The organism is Rhodopirellula baltica SH 1 (assembly GCF_000196115.1).
In the GTDB taxonomy this organism is placed as follows: Bacteria; Planctomycetota; Planctomycetia; order Pirellulales; family Pirellulaceae; genus Rhodopirellula; species Rhodopirellula baltica.
In genome coordinates this window covers 5,181,244-5,198,564 of record NC_005027.1, presented here as the reverse complement: position 1 = coordinate 5,198,564, position 17,321 = coordinate 5,181,244, and the positions used below count along the sequence as shown (strand labels likewise).

Annotated in this window: 12 protein-coding genes; 9 read left to right on the top strand and 3 right to left on the bottom strand. The window is 55.4% G+C overall.

What is annotated here, in order from left to right; all coding sequences use genetic code 11:
- The first annotated feature begins 422 nt into the window (after window positions 1-422).
- The 4 genes from RB_RS19795 to RB_RS19780 all read left to right on the top strand — a co-directional run bounded on the left by RB_RS19795 (window position 423) and on the right by RB_RS19780 (window position 6,906).
- Window positions 423-1,922 (top strand): sialate O-acetylesterase, encoded by a 1,500-nt coding sequence (locus tag RB_RS19795; RefSeq protein ID WP_164922252.1) that lies wholly within the window; start codon window positions 423-425, stop codon window positions 1,920-1,922.
- A 17-nt stretch (window positions 1,923-1,939) separates the two neighbouring features.
- On the top strand, window positions 1,940-3,307 hold the full coding sequence (locus RB_RS19790) for a sulfatase (RefSeq protein WP_164922251.1): 1,368 nt from the start codon (window positions 1,940-1,942) through the stop codon (window positions 3,305-3,307).
- A 167-nt stretch (window positions 3,308-3,474) separates the two neighbouring features.
- Window positions 3,475-4,707, top strand: a complete 1,233-nt coding sequence (locus RB_RS19785; RefSeq protein WP_011122407.1) for a glycosyltransferase — start codon at window positions 3,475-3,477, stop codon at window positions 4,705-4,707.
- 285 nt (window positions 4,708-4,992) lie between these two features.
- Entirely contained in the window at window positions 4,993-6,906 is a 1,914-nt protein-coding gene (locus tag RB_RS19780) for a TolC family protein (RefSeq protein ID WP_011122406.1), read from the top strand.
- A 132-nt stretch (window positions 6,907-7,038) separates the two neighbouring features.
- On the opposite strand, the gene RB_RS19775 is transcribed toward RB_RS19780, so the two are convergent.
- Complete coding sequence (locus RB_RS19775; RefSeq protein WP_164922250.1) at window positions 7,039-8,250, bottom strand: efflux RND transporter periplasmic adaptor subunit; 1,212 nt, start codon at window positions 8,248-8,250, stop codon at window positions 7,039-7,041.
- A 423-nt stretch (window positions 8,251-8,673) separates the two neighbouring features.
- Here RB_RS19775 and RB_RS19770 point away from each other — a divergent pair, with 423 nt between their 5' ends.
- Window positions 8,674-9,948, top strand: coding sequence for a glycosyltransferase (locus RB_RS19770; protein WP_011122402.1), 1,275 nt, complete (start codon window positions 8,674-8,676; stop codon window positions 9,946-9,948).
- 8 nt (window positions 9,949-9,956) lie between these two features.
- Here the strand turns inward: RB_RS19770 and RB_RS19765 are convergent, their stop codons facing one another.
- Window positions 9,957-11,507, bottom strand: coding sequence for a glycosyltransferase family 2 protein (locus RB_RS19765; RefSeq protein ID WP_011122401.1), 1,551 nt, complete (start codon window positions 11,505-11,507; stop codon window positions 9,957-9,959).
- A gap of 107 nt (window positions 11,508-11,614) precedes the next feature.
- Here RB_RS19765 and RB_RS19760 point away from each other — a divergent pair, with 107 nt between their 5' ends.
- The 3 genes from RB_RS19760 (at window position 11,615) to RB_RS19750 (ending at window position 15,172) form a co-directional block, all read left to right on the top strand.
- The gene (locus RB_RS19760; RefSeq protein WP_231845815.1) at window positions 11,615-12,592 is read left to right on the top strand and encodes a hypothetical protein; all 978 of its coding nucleotides are present in this window, start codon (window positions 11,615-11,617) and stop codon (window positions 12,590-12,592) included.
- A 46-nt stretch (window positions 12,593-12,638) separates the two neighbouring features.
- Complete coding sequence (locus RB_RS19755; protein ID WP_011122399.1) at window positions 12,639-13,970, top strand: hypothetical protein; 1,332 nt, start codon at window positions 12,639-12,641, stop codon at window positions 13,968-13,970.
- Window positions 13,971-14,179: 209 nt separating this feature from the next.
- Window positions 14,180-15,172, top strand: a complete 993-nt coding sequence (locus RB_RS19750; RefSeq protein ID WP_011122398.1) for an acyl-CoA desaturase — start codon at window positions 14,180-14,182, stop codon at window positions 15,170-15,172.
- 18 nt (window positions 15,173-15,190) lie between these two features.
- Here RB_RS19750 and RB_RS19745 read toward each other — a convergent pair whose 3' ends face one another.
- Complete coding sequence (locus tag RB_RS19745) at window positions 15,191-16,642, bottom strand: glycosyltransferase family 4 protein (RefSeq protein WP_164922953.1); 1,452 nt, start codon at window positions 16,640-16,642, stop codon at window positions 15,191-15,193.
- Between the two features lie 220 nt (window positions 16,643-16,862).
- Here RB_RS19745 and RB_RS19740 point away from each other — a divergent pair, with 220 nt between their 5' ends.
- Window positions 16,863-17,288: a PqqD family protein gene (locus tag RB_RS19740; RefSeq protein ID WP_231845814.1), complete on the top strand. Its 426-nt coding sequence runs from the start codon at window positions 16,863-16,865 to the stop codon at window positions 17,286-17,288.
- Window positions 17,289-17,321 lie beyond the last annotated feature (33 nt).

The window sequence follows — 17,321 nt, the reverse complement described above, 5'->3', positions numbered from 1 at the left end:
GGGTTGGTGATCACATCGATCGCTAGCGGAATGATGTTTGTCGATACGTTAACATCCGGCTCAGGGAGATCATTGGACGCTGTGCGTGAATTTCTGTTTGCGACACAAGGACGCAGATTGCGGCAGTTAAGATGAGCGAGTCGGCGTTCGCTGCGGTTCTCGAGATCCACTGTGACGTGAACAGCAAATGTGAGCTGGATGTGTGGTGATCCCCAACACTCGCTATCGCATGAGTGCTGGGGCTTGTCCCGGCCAAGTAATGAACGGGAAAGGGTCTCGGGTACCTTTTGTGCGAAGCACCCAATGGGCCGTTCCGGCAAAGGATTGCTGACACTTATTTTTCGACGGTTCCTAAGAGCCTGCGGATTCCAAGAGTGGTTCGAACAAAATTAACTGACCTAAACGCTGATTGCTCATTTGATATGAATCGTATTCTTCGTGTTGTCACGCCATTGTGGATGCTTCTTGCTTGCTCTGTGCTTGCGACCGAAGTGGAAACGGCCCCGCAAACAACCCTTCGGTTGTCAGGGATGTTCGCGGACCAAATGGTGTTTCAAAGACAATCCAACGCTCCGATTTGGGGAACGGCAGATCCTGAAGCGATCGTTTCGGTGACCCCGTCGTGGTCGAACGAAACGGTTCAGGTCATCGCTGATTCCCAGGGGAAGTGGAAAGCCAAAATCAAAACACCGTCAGCGGGCGGCCCGTTTCAGGTTCGCATCACCAGTGGTGATCAAACGCTGCAACTGAACGATGTGTTGGTGGGAGAAGTGTGGATTTGTTCCGGCCAGTCAAACATGCAGTGGAAGATGCGTGGCTTTGGTGTGGATCATTTCAAAGAGGATGTTGTCCGAGCCAAGTACCCGCAGATTCGTTTCTGTGATGTGCCTCAGATGTTGGCTTTGGAAGGACAAGACGATGTCCAAGCGAAGTGGACCACTTGCAGCCCGCAGACCGTTCTGAACTTCAGTGCGGTGGGCTATTTCTTTGGTTCGCGTTTGCACCAAGAGCTCGACGTGCCCATTGGATTGATCTCGACCAATTGGGGCGGATCATCGGCCGAGGCGTGGGTCAGTCCTGAAGTATTGAAGGAACACTTTCCCGAGTTCGATGAACTGTTCGCGACCAATGCCAAGTTGGCGGACGAAGTCGGGATCACGTTTGGACGTGGTCAGAAAACACCGCGGGGTCTGAATCAACGCAACCCAAGCGTTTTGTACAACAGCATGATTCGGCCGTTGATTCCGTTCTCTTTTCGTGGGGTGATCTGGTACCAGGGCGAATCCAATGTCAAACAGCCCGAACAATATCGCACTCTGTTTCCAGCGTTGATTCGTGACTGGCGAAGTCGTTGGGGTGCCGGCGATTTTCCGTTCTACTTTGTGCAAATCGCTCCTTTCGCTTACAAGCAAGAACCGATCAGTGCGGCTTACTTGCGGGAAGCACAATTGATGTCGTTGTCGGAACCCAACACCGGGATGGTTGTCACGATGGACATTGGTGACCCGAACAACATCCATCCGAAGAACAAGAAGCCAGTCGGGGAGCGACTGGCTGGATTGGCGCTGGCACGTGACTACGGGCGTCAAGATTTGGTGGATTCAGGACCGCTCTTTCAGCGTTCTGAAGTTGAAGGTGCATCGATTCGTCTGCACTTCAAACATGTTGGTGGCGGGTTGAGTACGACGGACGGGAAGGCACCGAGTCATTTTGTCATCGCCGGGGCCGACCAAACGTTCGTCGCAGCCGACGCTGAGATCGACGGGGACAGCATCGTGGTTCATAGCGATGCGGTCGCGAAGCCGGTTGCCGTGCGATATGGCTGGGGCAGCGGCGACACGCCCAATTTGTCAAATCAAGATGGCCTGCCGGCTTCCTCGTTTCGAACCGATGATTGGCCAATCACTGCCGGGAAACCCTGATCATGAGAACGACAAACATGAATGAGACTCGAACAATTCGTTTGTGGGTGGGGTTGTTGTTGACGTTTTGCTGGAACGCCTGCCTGGTTTCCGCCGAGGCAGCGGAGCAACCACACATCCTGTTCATCATGGCCGATGACATGGGATGGAAGGATTTACACTGCCAGGGCAACGACGTGTTGCGGACACCAAACATCGATGCGTTGGCAGAAGCGGGGGTGCGTTTCGACAATGCCTATGCCGGATCCACGGTTTGCACTCCGACACGAGCGTCTTTGATGACGGGGCTGGCACCCGCGAGATTGCACATCACCCAACATGGGGCGGATAGCAAATCTTTCTGGCCGGATGATCGTCTGATTCAACCTCCGCCGACCAATCATGAACTGCCGCACGAGACCACCACGATGGCGGAGCGATTGAAAGCGGCAGGGTACACCACCGGTTTCTTTGGCAAATGGCATCTGGGCGGCGACAAAAAGTACTGGCCAACCGAGCACGGTTTTGATGTGAACGTTGGTGGTTGCGGGCTGGGTGGACCACCGACTTACTTTGATCCTTATCGCATTCCCGCCTTGCCACCTCGCAAGGAAGGCGAATATCTGACCGATCGTTTGGCGGATGAAACGATTGCGTTCATGCGCCGTGAAAAAGACAAGCCGATGTTCGTGTGCCTGTGGACTTACAACCCTCACTATCCATTTGAGGCACCGGAGGACCTGATCGAGCATTACAAAGGCAAAGAAGGTACCGGTCTGAAGAATCCGATCTATGGTGGCCAGATCGAAGCCACTGATCGCGGCGTCGGACGTGTGCTGCGTGAGTTGGATTCGCTCGGGATCGCGGACGAGACTTTAGTGGTGTTCACCAGTGATAATGGCGGTTGGTCGGGTGCGACGGACAATCGACCGCTTCGGGAAGGCAAGGGTTTTTTGTTCGAGGGTGGTTTGCGGGTGCCGTTGATCGTTCGTTGGCCAGGTGTGACCGAAGCGGCGACGGTGAACGAAACCCCTGTGGTCAGCATGGATCTGACAGCAACGATCTTGGACGCCGCGGGGGTGAGTCTCGCCAACGGTGAATCCCTCGATGGCGAATCATTGCGGCCGTTGTTCAGCGGTGGCAAATTGGAACGCGACGCCTTGTACTTTCACTACCCGCACTTTGCGTTTCACAAAGACAATCGCCCTGGTTCCGTGATTCGCAGCGGTCAATACAAGTTGATTCTTCGTCATGACGACGATTCGGTCGAACTGTACGACTTGCAGAACGATCTGAGCGAGACAAGCGACCTGGCCGCGGTCCACCCGGACGTTGCTCAGGAGTTGAAGGGTCGGTTGATGGAATGGCTGGAGGCAACCGGCGCGGGAATGCCAGAAAAGCGATAGGCTGTCTTCCGCGAAATGCAGAAGCGGTGCCGTTGTTCAACCGCAACGACATCCGGACCATGACATGCGGTTGATCGACTGACCTTCCGCGAGAGAGACTGGGAGGCGATGTTGGGGGCGTCTCCCTCTGTCTTTCAACCACAACGATTTTTCAGGAATGCTCCCGCGTGACGATCGCCATCGCTTTTAGTTGGGGTGTGTTCGTCATCGTGGCGATTCAGGCTGCTTTTTCGCTGATGTTTGTCGTGTGGATGTCACGACGAGCCCGGTTGTCTGAACCGAGCTTCACACCCAAAGCCGCGGTCATCCTGTGTCTCCGCGGTGCGGATCCATTTTTGAGGCAGTGCCTTCAGCACTTGCTCGATCAGGATTACCCGGAGTTTCAATTGCATGTGGTGGTGGATAGCCAAGAAGATCCTTCGCGAGCCATTCTGCGCGACTTTGAATCGGACGATCGGGTGCGGGTCAGCGTCTTGCATGATCCGCCGGAGACATGCAGCCTGAAGTGCGGCTCGATTGTTCAAGTGATTCGAGAACTGGATCCATCGTTTGAGGTCATCGCACTGTGTGATGCCGACACGGTTCCCCACCGAACGTGGTTGGCCGAGCTTGCGGCACCACTTCACGACCCAACGGTGGCGGTCACCACCGGCAATCGTTGGTACCAACCTCAAGATCCAACCGGGGCATCGTTGGTTCGATATCTCTGGAACATTCCCGCAGCGATCAACATGATCGTCTTCCGAATCGCTTGGGGTGGAAGCCTGCTCATTCGTCGTCAGGTCATCGACGAAGCCGGTTTGCTCAAGAAATGGTCGCGTGCATTTTGCGAAGACACGATGCTCGACCGAGTGGTGCGTCGCCACGGGTATCGGCAGGTCTTCGTTCCCAACGTGATGGTCGTGAACCGGGAAACGTGCACCTTCTCTGATTTGATGAACTGGGTGCCTCGGCAGTTGTTGACCGCGAAGCTTTATCATTCGAGTTGGCCGGCGACGGTCGGCTACGGCATCATCTCGTCGGCCATTCCGTTTCTCGCGGCGGTCGTCGCGATTGTGGGTTGGATGCAATCTGATATGGAATCGGTGCGGGTCGCGTTTTTCGCGTTTTTGGCCTTCGAAATTTCGAATGTCGTGCTGGTGTTGATGTGTGAAACCAGTTTTCATCGAAGCGGGGGCCTTAGCGAAACCGCAACGAATGGGTTGCCCGTGGCGTCACTCGTGAAACTGCCGTTTTGGATCGTTGTCAGCCAGATCGTCTCGCCGTTTTGGTTTTGCAAGTGTTTCTTGACGAAGAGCGTGAAGTGGCGTGGCATCGTCTATCACATTCGTGGCGACAAGATTCAACGTGGGCCGCACACCGTTTATTCCCAACCCACGCCTAAAACTCGATCGCTGTGATTCCTTGATAGAGATTCTCTATTAAGCACATGAGCGGGAGTCATTGGGGTTGATCACGTAGCGGCGTCTCTCCGAGACGCTTTCATTTGCGAGTCTCAGAGAAACTCGCCTACGTGAGGTTCTACCCGGTCATTCCTGCAGCCCTCTTTAGGACTGGATGACTTTGCGGGTTAGGTGGTTTGCTTGGGAGGTAACGGTATTGCTGTCAGGCCCGTCCTGCGACTCCGATAAACGTTAAGGTCCAACAACCTCAAGGCATGCATCCGAGGACTCAGCGAACCACGAATGCGTACTTCGCGATCATTCGAATTGACTCACCGTGCGATGGCTTTGATGCTGGTCGCATTGGTGGCCACCAGTTTCCCGGGATGCCGGACGTGGATCCCGCGTGCGCCACAGCGACCCGGGATGACCGCGTCAGATTGGGCCGCGATCTCGCTTGAGAAGCCCGTTGGAGAACTTGTCGCCGGGCAGCCCAACCAGCCATCTGAAATCGTGACGGTTTCGCATTTTGAATCTTTGGGGCAGCGATCGCCACCAACAGCCGACGAGTTCGATCAATTGACGCCTTGGCAATTGTCATTGGACGAAGCAATCCAGTTGGCACTCGGAAACAGCCAGGTCATTCGTGACCAAGGCGGCCGAGTGTTGTCGTACCCGGACATGGTGCGAACGACATTGGATCCAGCGATGCTTCGCAACGATCCGAATTTGGGACTTGATGCGAGCCTGTCGGCTTTTGATACCCAGTTTCAATCGAGTTTTGTTTGGAACGGCGATGGTAACTCTGTCAATTCAGCTTTTTCAAACGGCCAGTTTGGCGTCTTTTCCCAACCCGAAACGCTGGCGAGGTTGGGTGTCGGCCGCATCCTGCATTCAGGAACTCAGGTGTCGATCGGCGGCATCGGTGGCTACGACGAGGAATTGGCTGGTGGACTGTATGCGGCTTATGGAGCGGAGGTTCGGCATCCGCTGATGCGAGGATCGGGAACCGAAATCAACGAGATCGCCGGACCGCAGGCCAAACCCGGTGTGTACCGAGGCATCCGGATTGCCCAGATCGATCATCAGCAGGTCACTCTGGAAGTGGAGCAGGCTGTTTCTGAATTGGTGCGAGATGTCTCGATCGTCTATTGGGAGTTGTTCTTCGCCTACCAAGATTTGGAAGCCAAACGAACAGCGATGGAAAACACTCGCCAAGCGTGGCAATTGGAGCAGCAACGCGTTGAACAAAGAGTCAGCCCGCCCGACGTGGAAGCGGTGGCGAGGCAGCAGTTTTATTCTGCTGAGGCGGCTGTTCGTAACGCAATCTGCGGCACGGTTCCTGGCAAAACGGGCGTCTACAACGTTGAGCTCCAACTGCGGACGTTGCTGGGGCTTCCTGCGTGCGACGACCGTTTGATTCAACCCATCGGGCCTCCGCTGCAGGCACCGATCCGGTTTGATTGGCATGAAAGTGATGCGTTGGCACAAGGCAGCCGAATCGAGCTTCGGAAACAACAGGCGGTCATCGCCAAGCGTGTTCTCGAAATCAAGGCGGCGAAGAACCTGCAACGTCCCCAGTTGGATTTCATCGGGCAGTATCGACGACTGGCAGATGATCCAACCAATGACACTGAACTGTTTGACAGTGCGTTGCAAGGTTGGCAGGTGGGTGTGGACTACAGCCGGCCGGTGGCGAACCGACGAGAGAACGCAGCGGTTCGACACGCTCAGCTTCAGTTGCAGCGTGAGCGAGCAATCGCAGAGGAACAGCGTCGACAGATCTCGGCACAACTTCGCACCACGTTCATCGGTCTGGATCGCGCGTATGGCACCATGAACTCGATGGCAAAGAGTCGTGAAGCGTCACTGGTTCGGTTGGCTGCTCAATCACAACGGCATGCCGCGGGTGACATCCAAGTGGAAGATGTGTTGGAAGCTCAGATCCGAGCGACGAAAGCGGAAACCGAATTTCAACGCAGTGTCGTCGACTACAACCTCGCCTTCATCAAAGTCCACCATGCTCGTGGCACTTTGATGCAAGCGATGGGGGTAGGATTTGCCCAGCCAACATACGACGAGTGTCGATTCGCTTTGAACTCGGCTTCGGTGTTTGCCCGACCTGAAAACCTCGACAACAATGTGACTGGTACTCGAATCGCCAGCCCATCCGCGTCGCAGCGAAAAGCAATGCCGCAACCGGGAACGTTTCGTTAACACGTGTGGCGGACGTTTGTGATCCAGCGATCCGTCTAAGCCGGTGCGGGGAGGATCGGAGACAACCACGTGAGCCCCGGTTGCATGAGGGAACCGTGGCGAACGCCAAACGGCTCACATAATCGCTGGCACTTACCGAAGCGTTTTCACTTTCGGAATGATTCTGGCTAGCGTGGTGCGTTTGACTTCGCCAACCACGACCGGTGAATTTGGGTCCAGGCCGGTTCCGATCACTTCGGTTTGCACGCCGTCGTCGATACCGACAAGCACTGAGATCGGGCGAACTTTTCCGTCTTGTGAGGGGACCCAAACGTAGGCGGTGTCACCTTTGCCGGGGCCGTTGGAATCCTCTCGAGGAGAGATCAAGTCGGTGGCGATGGATTGTTCCATCAATTCGGATTCCGGCCACCACTGAAGAGCACCGGTCGGAACCAGACACGCTTGCTCACGCTTGGTGATTTCGAATTCGACATCCGTGGTCATGTGTGGCAAGAGTTTCAAATCGGTTTGGTCGATCGCCACCATCACGTCGTAAGTCACAAAGTTGCCGTGCATCCTGGCGTTGAGCAAGATCTCTTTGACATGACCTGTCATCACTTGATCGCGATGGGCATCCACGGTGAACGTAACAGGTTGCCCTCGTTGCACCTTGCCGATATCGCTCTCGCTCACGGACGCCCGAATCTGCATTTGGTCGAGGTCTTTGGCCAGCAAAAAGAGCCCCGGATGACCGACGCTGACATACTGACCCAGGTTGGCTCGTCGATCGATCACGATGCCATCGATCGGGGAGCGAATGTTTGTGTTTTCCAGACTGACCTTGGCGTGATGAACCTCCGCTTCGGCTTCTTCCAATTTGGCTTGTCCCACCGCGAGCATCGCGGTTGCCATTTCATGGGCGGTCACGATCTCATCGTAGACGCTCTGTGAGTTGGTTGATCGCAGCTGATTGGCTCGATCAAGGTTGCGTTGCGATTGTTGGGACTGGGCCTCCAAGCGAACCAAGTCAGCCGCAGCCAACCGGTAGGCGGCAGTGGCCTTTTCCAAAGCGATCTCGTACTGCTGAGTGTCCAGTTGGAAGAGCACGGTGCCTTTGGTGACGCGTGAACCAACGCCGATCGGTTTGTTTGGATCGCGAGAATCGATGCCAAAGCGGACGATCTTCCCGGCCACATCGGGGCCCACTTGAACGACTTCGTCGGGTTCGATCGTTCCCGTGGTGCCAACGGTGATCACGAGGTCTCGCTGCTCGACGTTGACGGTGCGTAGTTCCGGCAGGTCGTTGCGTTGGCTGAACAGACGCAATCCGATTGCCGCCACAAACAAGCAGCCAACGGCGGACATGCCAATCAAAAGACGGGAAGGCAGCGAGCGATTTTTAGCGTGGTGACTCAAGCGGTCGTTCCTTGCCTCGACATGACATTCATGCGTCCGTCAACGAGTTTCACCGCACGATCCGCGGCAAAGAAGTTTGGTTTTTGTTCGACAGCTCAATGATCGAGCCCAGACATCGATGATCGATCGTTCTTGTTTGGACGCACGTCATCAACGTTCTTCCGTTTAGCAAAGCCCGCTCGGCGAACCAATAGCAGTCGGGGGATCAGATGGCGGTGCGATGAAGAATCGGAATGATTTAAGCGGCGAGAGTGGACTTCGAGTTGTTGGTTCGCTCGTGGCCAAAGTTGACCTCATCACCGTGTTTGCGTAGTTTGCTGCCGGTCCGTTCCTCCTGATTCGCTTTTCGCGGCCTCGCTTCACCATGTTCGCATGACTCTTCTTCACTTCGCGACGTTTGCGTTCTGGGTACTGATCGGATTTGCTGCGGTCAACGCACTGTGCACCACGTTCTCGCTGGTGGCATTGTTCCGCCACCGTCGTGAAACACCCGACGACGACAATCTGCCTCGGGTCGCTGTTTTGCTGTGTCTACGAGGAGCCGATCCCAATTTGGCGGGCGGGCTGCGGAGACTGATGAAACAGCAGTACCCTGATTACGAAGTCTTCATCGTGATCGATTCCGATACCGATCCGGCGTGGGGAGTCGTGAAACAGAGCGCCGACAACGCGGAAGGCAAATCCACCGCCTGTCAGGTTCACGTCTCGACGCTTCGCCAGCGACTGGAGACTTGCAGTCTGAAGTGCAGTTCGCTGGTGCAGCTTTTGGATCAGATCGATGATTCGTTCGAGGTGGTTGTGCTTGCCGATTCCGATCTCGAAAGCCATTCCACTTGGCTGCGTGAATTGGTGGCTCCGCTAGCCGACCCGCGCGTCGGTGCCTCCTTTGGCAACCGATGGTTCCTTCCGAGCCGTGGTTGGATGGGATCACTCGTGCGTCAAGTTTGCAATGCAATCGGCGTCGTCACGATGCATCTGGGACAAATTCCCTGGGGAGGTTCTCTGGCGATCCGGGCATCGGTGGTGAAGGAGAGTGGGCTGCGTGAGACACTGACCCGATCAATTGTCGACGATGGTCCCGTTCGAGTGGCGCTCAAGAAGCAAGGGTTGAGGCTTCAGTTTGTCCCATCATTGTTGATGGCCAACCGAGAAGACTGTGATCTGCGGTTCGCTCACAGTTTTCTCACACGGCAATTGAAATGGACGCAGACGTACATGAGCAGCCAATGGCCGATCATGCTGGTTTACACGTTGGGTGTGCTTGGCATTTACATGGCCACGTTGGTGCTGGCCATCGGTTGCGTGCTGATCGGATACCACGTGGAAGCGTTTTGGTTTGCGGCCGGGGCTGCTATCTACAGCGGGGCGGTCATGACGCTCTGGTTTTTGTTGGACGTGGCTGCTCGCCGAATCATTCGGGCACAGGGCGAGCCCGTTCCCAGCATCCTTGGCGTCCAATTGTTGAAGCTACCCCTTGCGATGCTGTTGGCCGTTGTCGTTCACGTCTCTGCCATGATTTGCGCTACGCTTCTCAGACGGGTGATTTGGCGAGGTGTCACCTATGAAGTGCACGGGCCCAGCGAAGTTCATCTGCTAAGCGACGGGGTGATGACGGCGTCACTTGAGCCAGCCAACGTGTCCCTTTGAAATTCGCGTCATTTCGAGTTTTGAAGCTCAACCAGAAGCGACTTGATCGTGCGAACGATGCCCGGCCACGCTTTGGGATGCCAACCGAACTGGATGGTTCGCAGCAACGCTCGCGAAGCGATTCGCCAGTCGCCGGAATACACCGCACGACCACACAATGTCATATACAGTTCAGCGGCTCGATGCTGTTCGGTTGATTGGGGTCGTCCGGTCGACATTGCATCTTTCCAAAACCGATCGACCGTTTGGACTGGCGTGGGGACCGTGCTGGTTCGCAGATAGAAACCGACTTGTACGAGGAGCGGACCCAGATCAAGAGGCGGAGAGTTATGGAGCTGCGACTTGGCGTTTGGACTCTTTTCAGAAAGGTAATGTCGCCAAACGGAAATCCACCAATGCAGCGAAGCGGTCAGCTCGTTGGAGTCCGATTGACTCTCATCACCAAGCGTTCCAAACGCACCGATCATCTTTCGGACTTCTTCGGGATCTGAGCCTGCCGCTTCCGTCCAGCTTGCGAAGTGATACAAGCAATCGTGAGCGATTCGTCGGCCATCGTTTCTGGAATACGAACGAGTTCGCTGAAGTTGCTGAGCGGCTGCTTCGGTGTTTTCGATGTGGAACAAGTGCCAAGCCAGCCACATGCTGGAGTAGTATCGGACGGACCGTTTGTTCCGTTGGATCGCAGTAGGAACCAGCGGATTGCGGTAGAACTTGTCTAGCACGATCGTGGCATATTTGACCTGGTCCAAACCGTTGCGGCGAATGGTGCTGAAGCTGTGCCGTCGGTAACACAGCGTGGACGCTTTCTGCCATTGAAAGGTGCAGCCGGCCAGAGACAGTCGGAGCAGCAAATCGACATCTTGCGACTGAAGCAGTTCAGGATCGAACCCGCCCACTCTTTCGAGCCAATCGCGACGAAATAGCATCGAGCCGAGCTTGGCGGGTTTGTGTACCAACCAAGTGTTCAGATCGAGTTCGGGAGCATCGATCCAAGGTTCGATCACCTTGGTCACGGCGCCGTTTTCGTCCGTGATGTTCCAACCACTGTGCACCGCACCCAAATCGGGATTGGCATCGAGAATCTCGGATTGGTGAACAAACTTTCCGGGCAGGAACCAATCGTCGGCATCCAAAAAGGCCACGTAGTCTCCGGTGGTTTCGCGTAAACCGACGTTCCGTGCGACAGCCGATCCCGAGTTGGATTGCCGGATGACCTGAATGCGATCTGAGAATCTCGCCAGCACTTCGGCAGTGTTGTCGGTCGATCCATCATCGACCACGATGATCTCGGTGTTGCCGACGTTCTGATCGAACACGCTCTGCAAAGCTTGTTCGATGAATGTCGCATTGTTGAAGGCGGGGATCACAACGCTGATGCACGGTCGTGAATCGCGAGCTGATTTTGCACCGACTTCGCTTTCGTTCGCCATGTTGCAGAAGGCCGCGAAGTAGTGTTCAAAGGTGGCACGGAAGAAGACGCTGCGTAGGGGGCACGATACCAATTTCGCACTCAATGGCACAGTTGTGGGATCGGCACCAAGAAATGGGCTGGATGTCATGATTCAAAGCCGCAACATCTCATCCGGTGGCGTCGGCAGTCGCCTCCTTTGCCGATACATTGTCGGCAAACGCAATCACCAAGGACCGAGTCTTCGAAAGCACCGAGATGAACAATGGCCGCCTCGCGGTTTACGAATGGAATGCGTGGGAGCTGTTTTCGATTTGCGAATGGCGACCCGATGCGTACCGAATCAAGGCTCATCCGGATGACGAAGTGCAGGACGTGCTGGATCGTTTGCCACCGGACACCTCCGATTTCTTGGTGCAAATCAACCTCAGTCGGCAAGCGTTGTTTCCAAGGCAACGCAGCGAGCTTTTCGAGACACTTCAGAAGCAAGGGATTCGCACGTGGAACGCCAACGTCGACGACATGACCAAGCGATTTGTCCAAGGTGAGTGTCAGCGACTCGGGCTTCCGACCACCGCAGCGACCCGGGACGGAGATCCGGACGAGAAGTTGATTTTGAAATCCGATTGCAACCACGGTGGCCGAAACGAACGACGGCTCGATCTGGAGACTCGCCGTCGTCTTGGATTGCCACCTGAATCGACATTGATTGATGGCAGCCTGGATTACCCCGTCATGAAGCGTTCGGAATTGACCGACCAGTGGGATGATCCGGGGCTCGTTGTGGAACGGTTGATCGAAAACTCCCGAGGCATCTACTATCGAGCCTACGCGATTGAGGGTCGATTGGTGATTTCTCGCTTTGTGCCACCGAATCCCGACCATCCCATCCAGCGAATTGAAGGTGCGAAAGCAAGACGCAACTTCCTGTACGAGGACTACACCCAACTTGTTGGTGCATCCAATTCAGACGATGGCCTGCCGGCTCGCTTGAAATCCGTCGTCGCCTCGTTCTTGGTTGGGATCCAGCTCGACTTTGGTGCACTCGATGTGGTCGAGGACAATGAAGGAAACTTTTACATCATTGATCTCAACATCACCCCGTATTGGGGAAAGCCTGGGCAACGCAAAATGACGAGGTTTCTCCGTGGGGAACGATCGCTGCGAGAGAAGCTATCAAAACGAATGACGCGATGGATCACCGGGTGTTGTTCCAATGCCAAACACCCAGCATGAACACACCTCGTTTGACTTTCTTTCTTGATTCAACGACGCATCGCTGATGTCACTCACCTACCCGCTGACCCATTTTGAAGAGCTGATGCTGCATCAAGACAGCAACGCTTTTCCGACGAACTGTTTTGTTCGGATGCGGTTCCGCGGGTGTCTCGATGAGACCGGGTTTCGCACGGCGGCACTCACAGCGGTTGCGCGACACCCGTTGCTACACGCCCGGGTGCAGCGACATCGTGGACGGTATCACTGGCACGTCGATGAACCCAATCCCAGCATCACTTGGTGCGATCAAGCCAACGACGAACAACCCGCGTTTCGCCGATTGGACCTCGAATCGGAACACGGATTGAAATTCGCGGTTTGTTTGCATGAGCACGAATCCGAGTTGATGGTCCAGTTTCATCATGCTTGTTGCGACGGCCTCGCGATCTTTCAGGTGGTGCATGAATTGCTGTTGGCCTACGCGATGCAGGTCGATGAAAAGGCGGGCGTTTCGCTACCGGAGATCGACCTGAGTTTGCTTCAGAACCGTGGTTCGATTGGATTGACGAGGGGCAGCTTTCTGCGGCTTGCCTCCCGCCAGGCCGTCGGTCTTCGTGGGGTCTGGCAGTTTTTGACGCGGAAACCGTCGCAATTGTTGCCGCATCGAGTGCCCCAGCGAGATGAACCTGCCCCGCCGAGTTTCCCGTCGGTGATTGCCCATCACTTTCAGCCGGATGTTTCAGCTGGCGTGAGACGAGCGGCCAAACTCGCGAAAGTGACCCAGAATGACCTGTTGATCCGCGATCTGTTTCTGGCGTTGGAGGAGTTTCGTCGATCGCACGGTGTTCACGATCCAACCGCCTGGTTGCGATTGATGATTCCGGTCAGTATGAGACGGAAGCATCAATACCAAGCACCCGCTGCTAACATCGTCAGTTCCGTGTTCCTGGACCGACGGGCGATTGACATGGAGGAACCGGAGCACCTGCTTCAAGACCTCAGCGAAGAGATGAGTCTGATCAAGCATCGGCAACTCAATCATCTGTTCCTGTATTCCCTGTGGGCACAAAGGATGTTGCCGCAAGGATTGCAGCGGACCGCGAGACCGAAACGCTGTCAGACAACGGTCGTCTTCACCAACCTCAGTCGCGTTTTCGCGAGATCACCTTTGCCTCGCATCGACGGTCGGCTGCAATGCGGGGATGTGGTGCTGCTTTCCGTCGAAGCAATCCCGCCGATCGCGAGACACCTGAATGCGGCTCTGGGCGTCAGTTGGTATGCAAATCAAATGACGATCACGCTGCACCACGATCCACGAGCGGTTTCCCACGAAGCCGCCGGCGAGTTGCTAGGTGGATTGGTTCGGCGAATGAGAGAATCCGCGAAGGCGAAGTGACACTTGTTTCCCGGCTGTTCCCAAAACAACCAGGGAGATGTGCGCGATGCAGAACGTGCTTTGTGATTCCGTCGCTCTGTCTTGTCTCGTCGGATCGCCCTACAATCCGCTTTCTGTTGAATGGATTCACGTTGGGGGCTCTCTTCCGCTGGTCAATTCGTTCATGCTGAAGCGTACGACTCAATACACCTCCCTATTGGGCTTATCGGATGACCCACACCGATCAATCGGTCGCACCTGCGGCATCGCCGGAAGCCGAGTCGCAGGCGAGGGACGCTGTCAGCGAGGTGGAGCCCTACGAGTTCACGGAAATCGCGATGCCGATCATCGCCATGCATGTGCTGGCATTGTTTGCATTCATTCCTGAATTCATCACCGGAACCAACGTGTTGTTGCTGATGATCAGCTTGGTCGTCTTCAGCAACGGAATCACGCTTGGCTACCATCGCTTGTTGACGCACAAAAGCCTGCGAGTTCCCAAGTGGTTGGAATACGGCTACGTCGGGCTCGCGTTGTGTTGCCTGCAGGAGTCGCCGGCCAAGTGGGTTTCAACGCATCGACGCCACCACAGTCATTCGGACGAGCCGGATGACCCGCATTCACCAACTGCTAGCTTTTGGTGGTCACACGTTGGTTGGTTGCTTTGGAAGCGAAAAGGGCAGCATGAATTCCGAACGGATGATCGCTACTGCGCGGATATCATCGCTGATCCGTTCTACGCACTCATGGAAAAGTACCCCGATCTGCCGGCGGGAATCTACATCCTTCACGCAGGTGTGATTTGGTTGCTTGCCTCAGCACTTTTTTTGGTTGATAACAGTTTTGTATCAGCGGTTTGGCAAGGTGCGGGGCTCGTGCTTTGGTGCGTTGTTCTGCGAACTGTCATGATTTGGCACTTTTCATGGTCGGTCAATTCGCTAACCCATTGCTTCGGCTATCAAAACCACAAGACATCGGACCAAAGTCGAAACAATTGGTTGGTTGCCATCGTGAGCAACGGCGAAGGCTGGCACAACAACCACCACCATGATCCCGCGAGTGCATCGGTCCAGCACAAATGGTGGGAATTTGATGCAACCTATCTTCAAATTCGTGTTCTTAAACGACTCGGATTGGCCACGCACGTGATTGAGCCTCGGCAATTCCGCAAGGGGTCCGTTGAGCCAGACAACCCCAGTCGCCTGAACAAACAGACGGGGTAAGGATTTCACTGTCGTGTTTCAACGACTTGGTTCGTCGCGTTCGGTTGTGACAGACAACATGAAATTCGCGTAGGCATCGGCGCATTGATCGACGGCGTGCCATTTGGCAATGTGATTGGCTGCTGCCGAGCCTGTTTGCTGGCGAGCATTTTCATCACAGGCGAGCGAGCGAAGGGCGTTCGCGAGTCCTGCATGGGAAGAAATCTCGATGGGGATCCTCACCAGCGAGTCACCCGGGTAGTCCAACGCAGATCCGGAATCGAAGACGACACAGGGCTTGCCCGCACCCATCGCTCTGATCAGCGTTGCCGATGATTCGCCAGCAGAAGGGAAGCGGAGGTTCACCACAACGTCACTGTGGTCGATGAAAGCTTGGAAGGTGTTCATATCGACTCGGCCGGTTACGTGCATGTGGTTCGCCAGTCCGGATTCGATGGTGAGCTCCCTCAGGCCGAGTGAATCAGGCAGCTCGCCGACCACCCACAATTCAAACGGCGGAATTTGCTCTTTGATGGCAGCGAGTGTGGAGATGAGACTGTCCAATCGCTTCTGGACGGTTGCCAATCCCAGCGCGACGAAGATCAGTCGATCAGGGTGCATTCCAAGTCGCTTGCGAACGTCGCTCGCGTTCGTTTCTTCGCAATCAGTTGAACGCGAATATTGCAGTGGGATTCTTTGAACGGGAATATCGGGTAGCAGGTCTCGGACTCGGTACATCGATTCGAAGGAATGCACGATCACGGCTTTCGCGTTCTGCAGGGCGGGGGCCGTCATCGGCAAGCCGAACCGAAAGGCATCGCCTGACAATTCACGCTCGGCGAGATCGGCGATCACTTCGCCCAGCGGCCCGTGGTGTTCGACAGCGAGTTTTCGAAAGGTGTCTGAATCGCTTCGCCGAAGCATTGTCTGTTCGAAGAGATGGTGCAGGACCCAGTCGTGCAGCACGACCACACCTGGCTGCTGCATGGCCTCTTGAAGGATGTATTCGTGAATGTGGCTGTTGCCGAGATGGTACAGGCGAGGTGTCGCACGGTCGCGTTCCTGATTGGACTTCCATTCGCTGAGTCGCTCGAACGGGAAACCGAAATGCTCCGGAGTCGGTGCATCGTCGGCAATGATGTAGATGGCGTTCAGTCGGGAAGCCAGTGACGGAGCCAGTTCGGCGGCATAATCCGCGATGCCAGAGGCGGTTGGCGGAAGCGGGGTGAAGATCGCCCAGTCACCAGCGAATACACGCTCGGTTGTGTGGGGATTGCATAGCGAGTTGCCCGCCGAGGAAGTGTCTTCGAGGATCCTTTGCCGAAGCTGGCGAGCTCGAAGTTCCTCGATCGGGACACCGTACAACTCCAGCAACGCGTCATGATGCTGATGAAGGATTTGTTGAACTTCCTGCAGGCTGAATGGGCGATGCGGTTCATTGGGATCTCGGCCGATCAAAGTGCCGATCTTTTCAAATAGCTTGCTGAACACCGAATCTGCCAATCTTGCTTGCGGAGCGTTCGTGGTCGCTGCGGAGACTCTGCGGACTCACTCAAACGCTTTGCGATCCGTTCTACCCGTTGGGTGTCCTCACGAATAGCAACCGCCTGACGCAGATGCTTCTCAGACAAACGCTGCTCCGTTAGACTCGGCAAACGCATTGGGTGACGACCAAAACCCGCAACCTTTCTGACTGAAAATGGACGGAGTCATGTATTACGCGATCAATTCGCCAGCTCTCTCGCACAATGCTTTTGACGATGAAACCATCGTCATTCATTTCGCGACTGGGAACTACTTCAGTTTGCGTGAGATGGCCGAAGCGATCTGGCAACGTCTTGAGAAGCAGCCGTTGACGGTCTCGGCAATCGTCGACGCGACTGAGGGAGCACCTCCGGAGGCGGCTGCCGAAGTGGAGAGCTTTTTAAAACAACTGTTGGCGAATGATCTCATCTGTGAATCACAGGATCGTTCCAGCTCCGAAACGGTGGAGAGCCTTGGGGCCTGGCGGACACCGACGATGGAAGTCTTCGACGATATGAAAAACATGTTGCTCGGGGACGTCATCCACGACACCGACAAGGATGGTTGGCCTCAGATGGTCCAAGACGACCAGACTGCTCCTGGCCCCCGCTAACCTTAGGACAGTGGTGATTGGTCACGATCATCG

What these genes read in the sequence shown, in the direction of transcription:
- RB_RS19740 (WP_231845814.1), top strand. Translation starts at nt 16,863, where the DNA reads ATGTATTACGCGATCAATTCGCCAGCTCTCTCGCACAATGCTTTTGAC.
- RB_RS19795 (WP_164922252.1), top strand. Translation starts at nt 423, where the DNA reads ATGAATCGTATTCTTCGTGTTGTCACGCCATTGTGGATGCTTCTTGCT.
- RB_RS19790 (WP_164922251.1), top strand. Translation starts at nt 1,940, where the DNA reads ATGAATGAGACTCGAACAATTCGTTTGTGGGTGGGGTTGTTGTTGACG.
- RB_RS19765 (WP_011122401.1), bottom strand. Translation starts at nt 11,507, where the DNA reads ATGACATCCAGCCCATTTCTTGGTGCCGATCCCACAACTGTGCCATTG.
- RB_RS19770 (WP_011122402.1), top strand. Translation starts at nt 8,674, where the DNA reads ATGACTCTTCTTCACTTCGCGACGTTTGCGTTCTGGGTACTGATCGGA.
- RB_RS19780 (WP_011122406.1), top strand. Translation starts at nt 4,993, where the DNA reads ATGCGTACTTCGCGATCATTCGAATTGACTCACCGTGCGATGGCTTTG.
- RB_RS19775 (WP_164922250.1), bottom strand. Translation starts at nt 8,250, where the DNA reads ATGTCCGCCGTTGGCTGCTTGTTTGTGGCGGCAATCGGATTGCGTCTG.
- RB_RS19755 (WP_011122399.1), top strand. Translation starts at nt 12,639, where the DNA reads ATGTCACTCACCTACCCGCTGACCCATTTTGAAGAGCTGATGCTGCAT.
- RB_RS19760 (WP_231845815.1), top strand. Translation starts at nt 11,615, where the DNA reads ATGAACAATGGCCGCCTCGCGGTTTACGAATGGAATGCGTGGGAGCTG.
- RB_RS19750 (WP_011122398.1), top strand. Translation starts at nt 14,180, where the DNA reads ATGACCCACACCGATCAATCGGTCGCACCTGCGGCATCGCCGGAAGCC.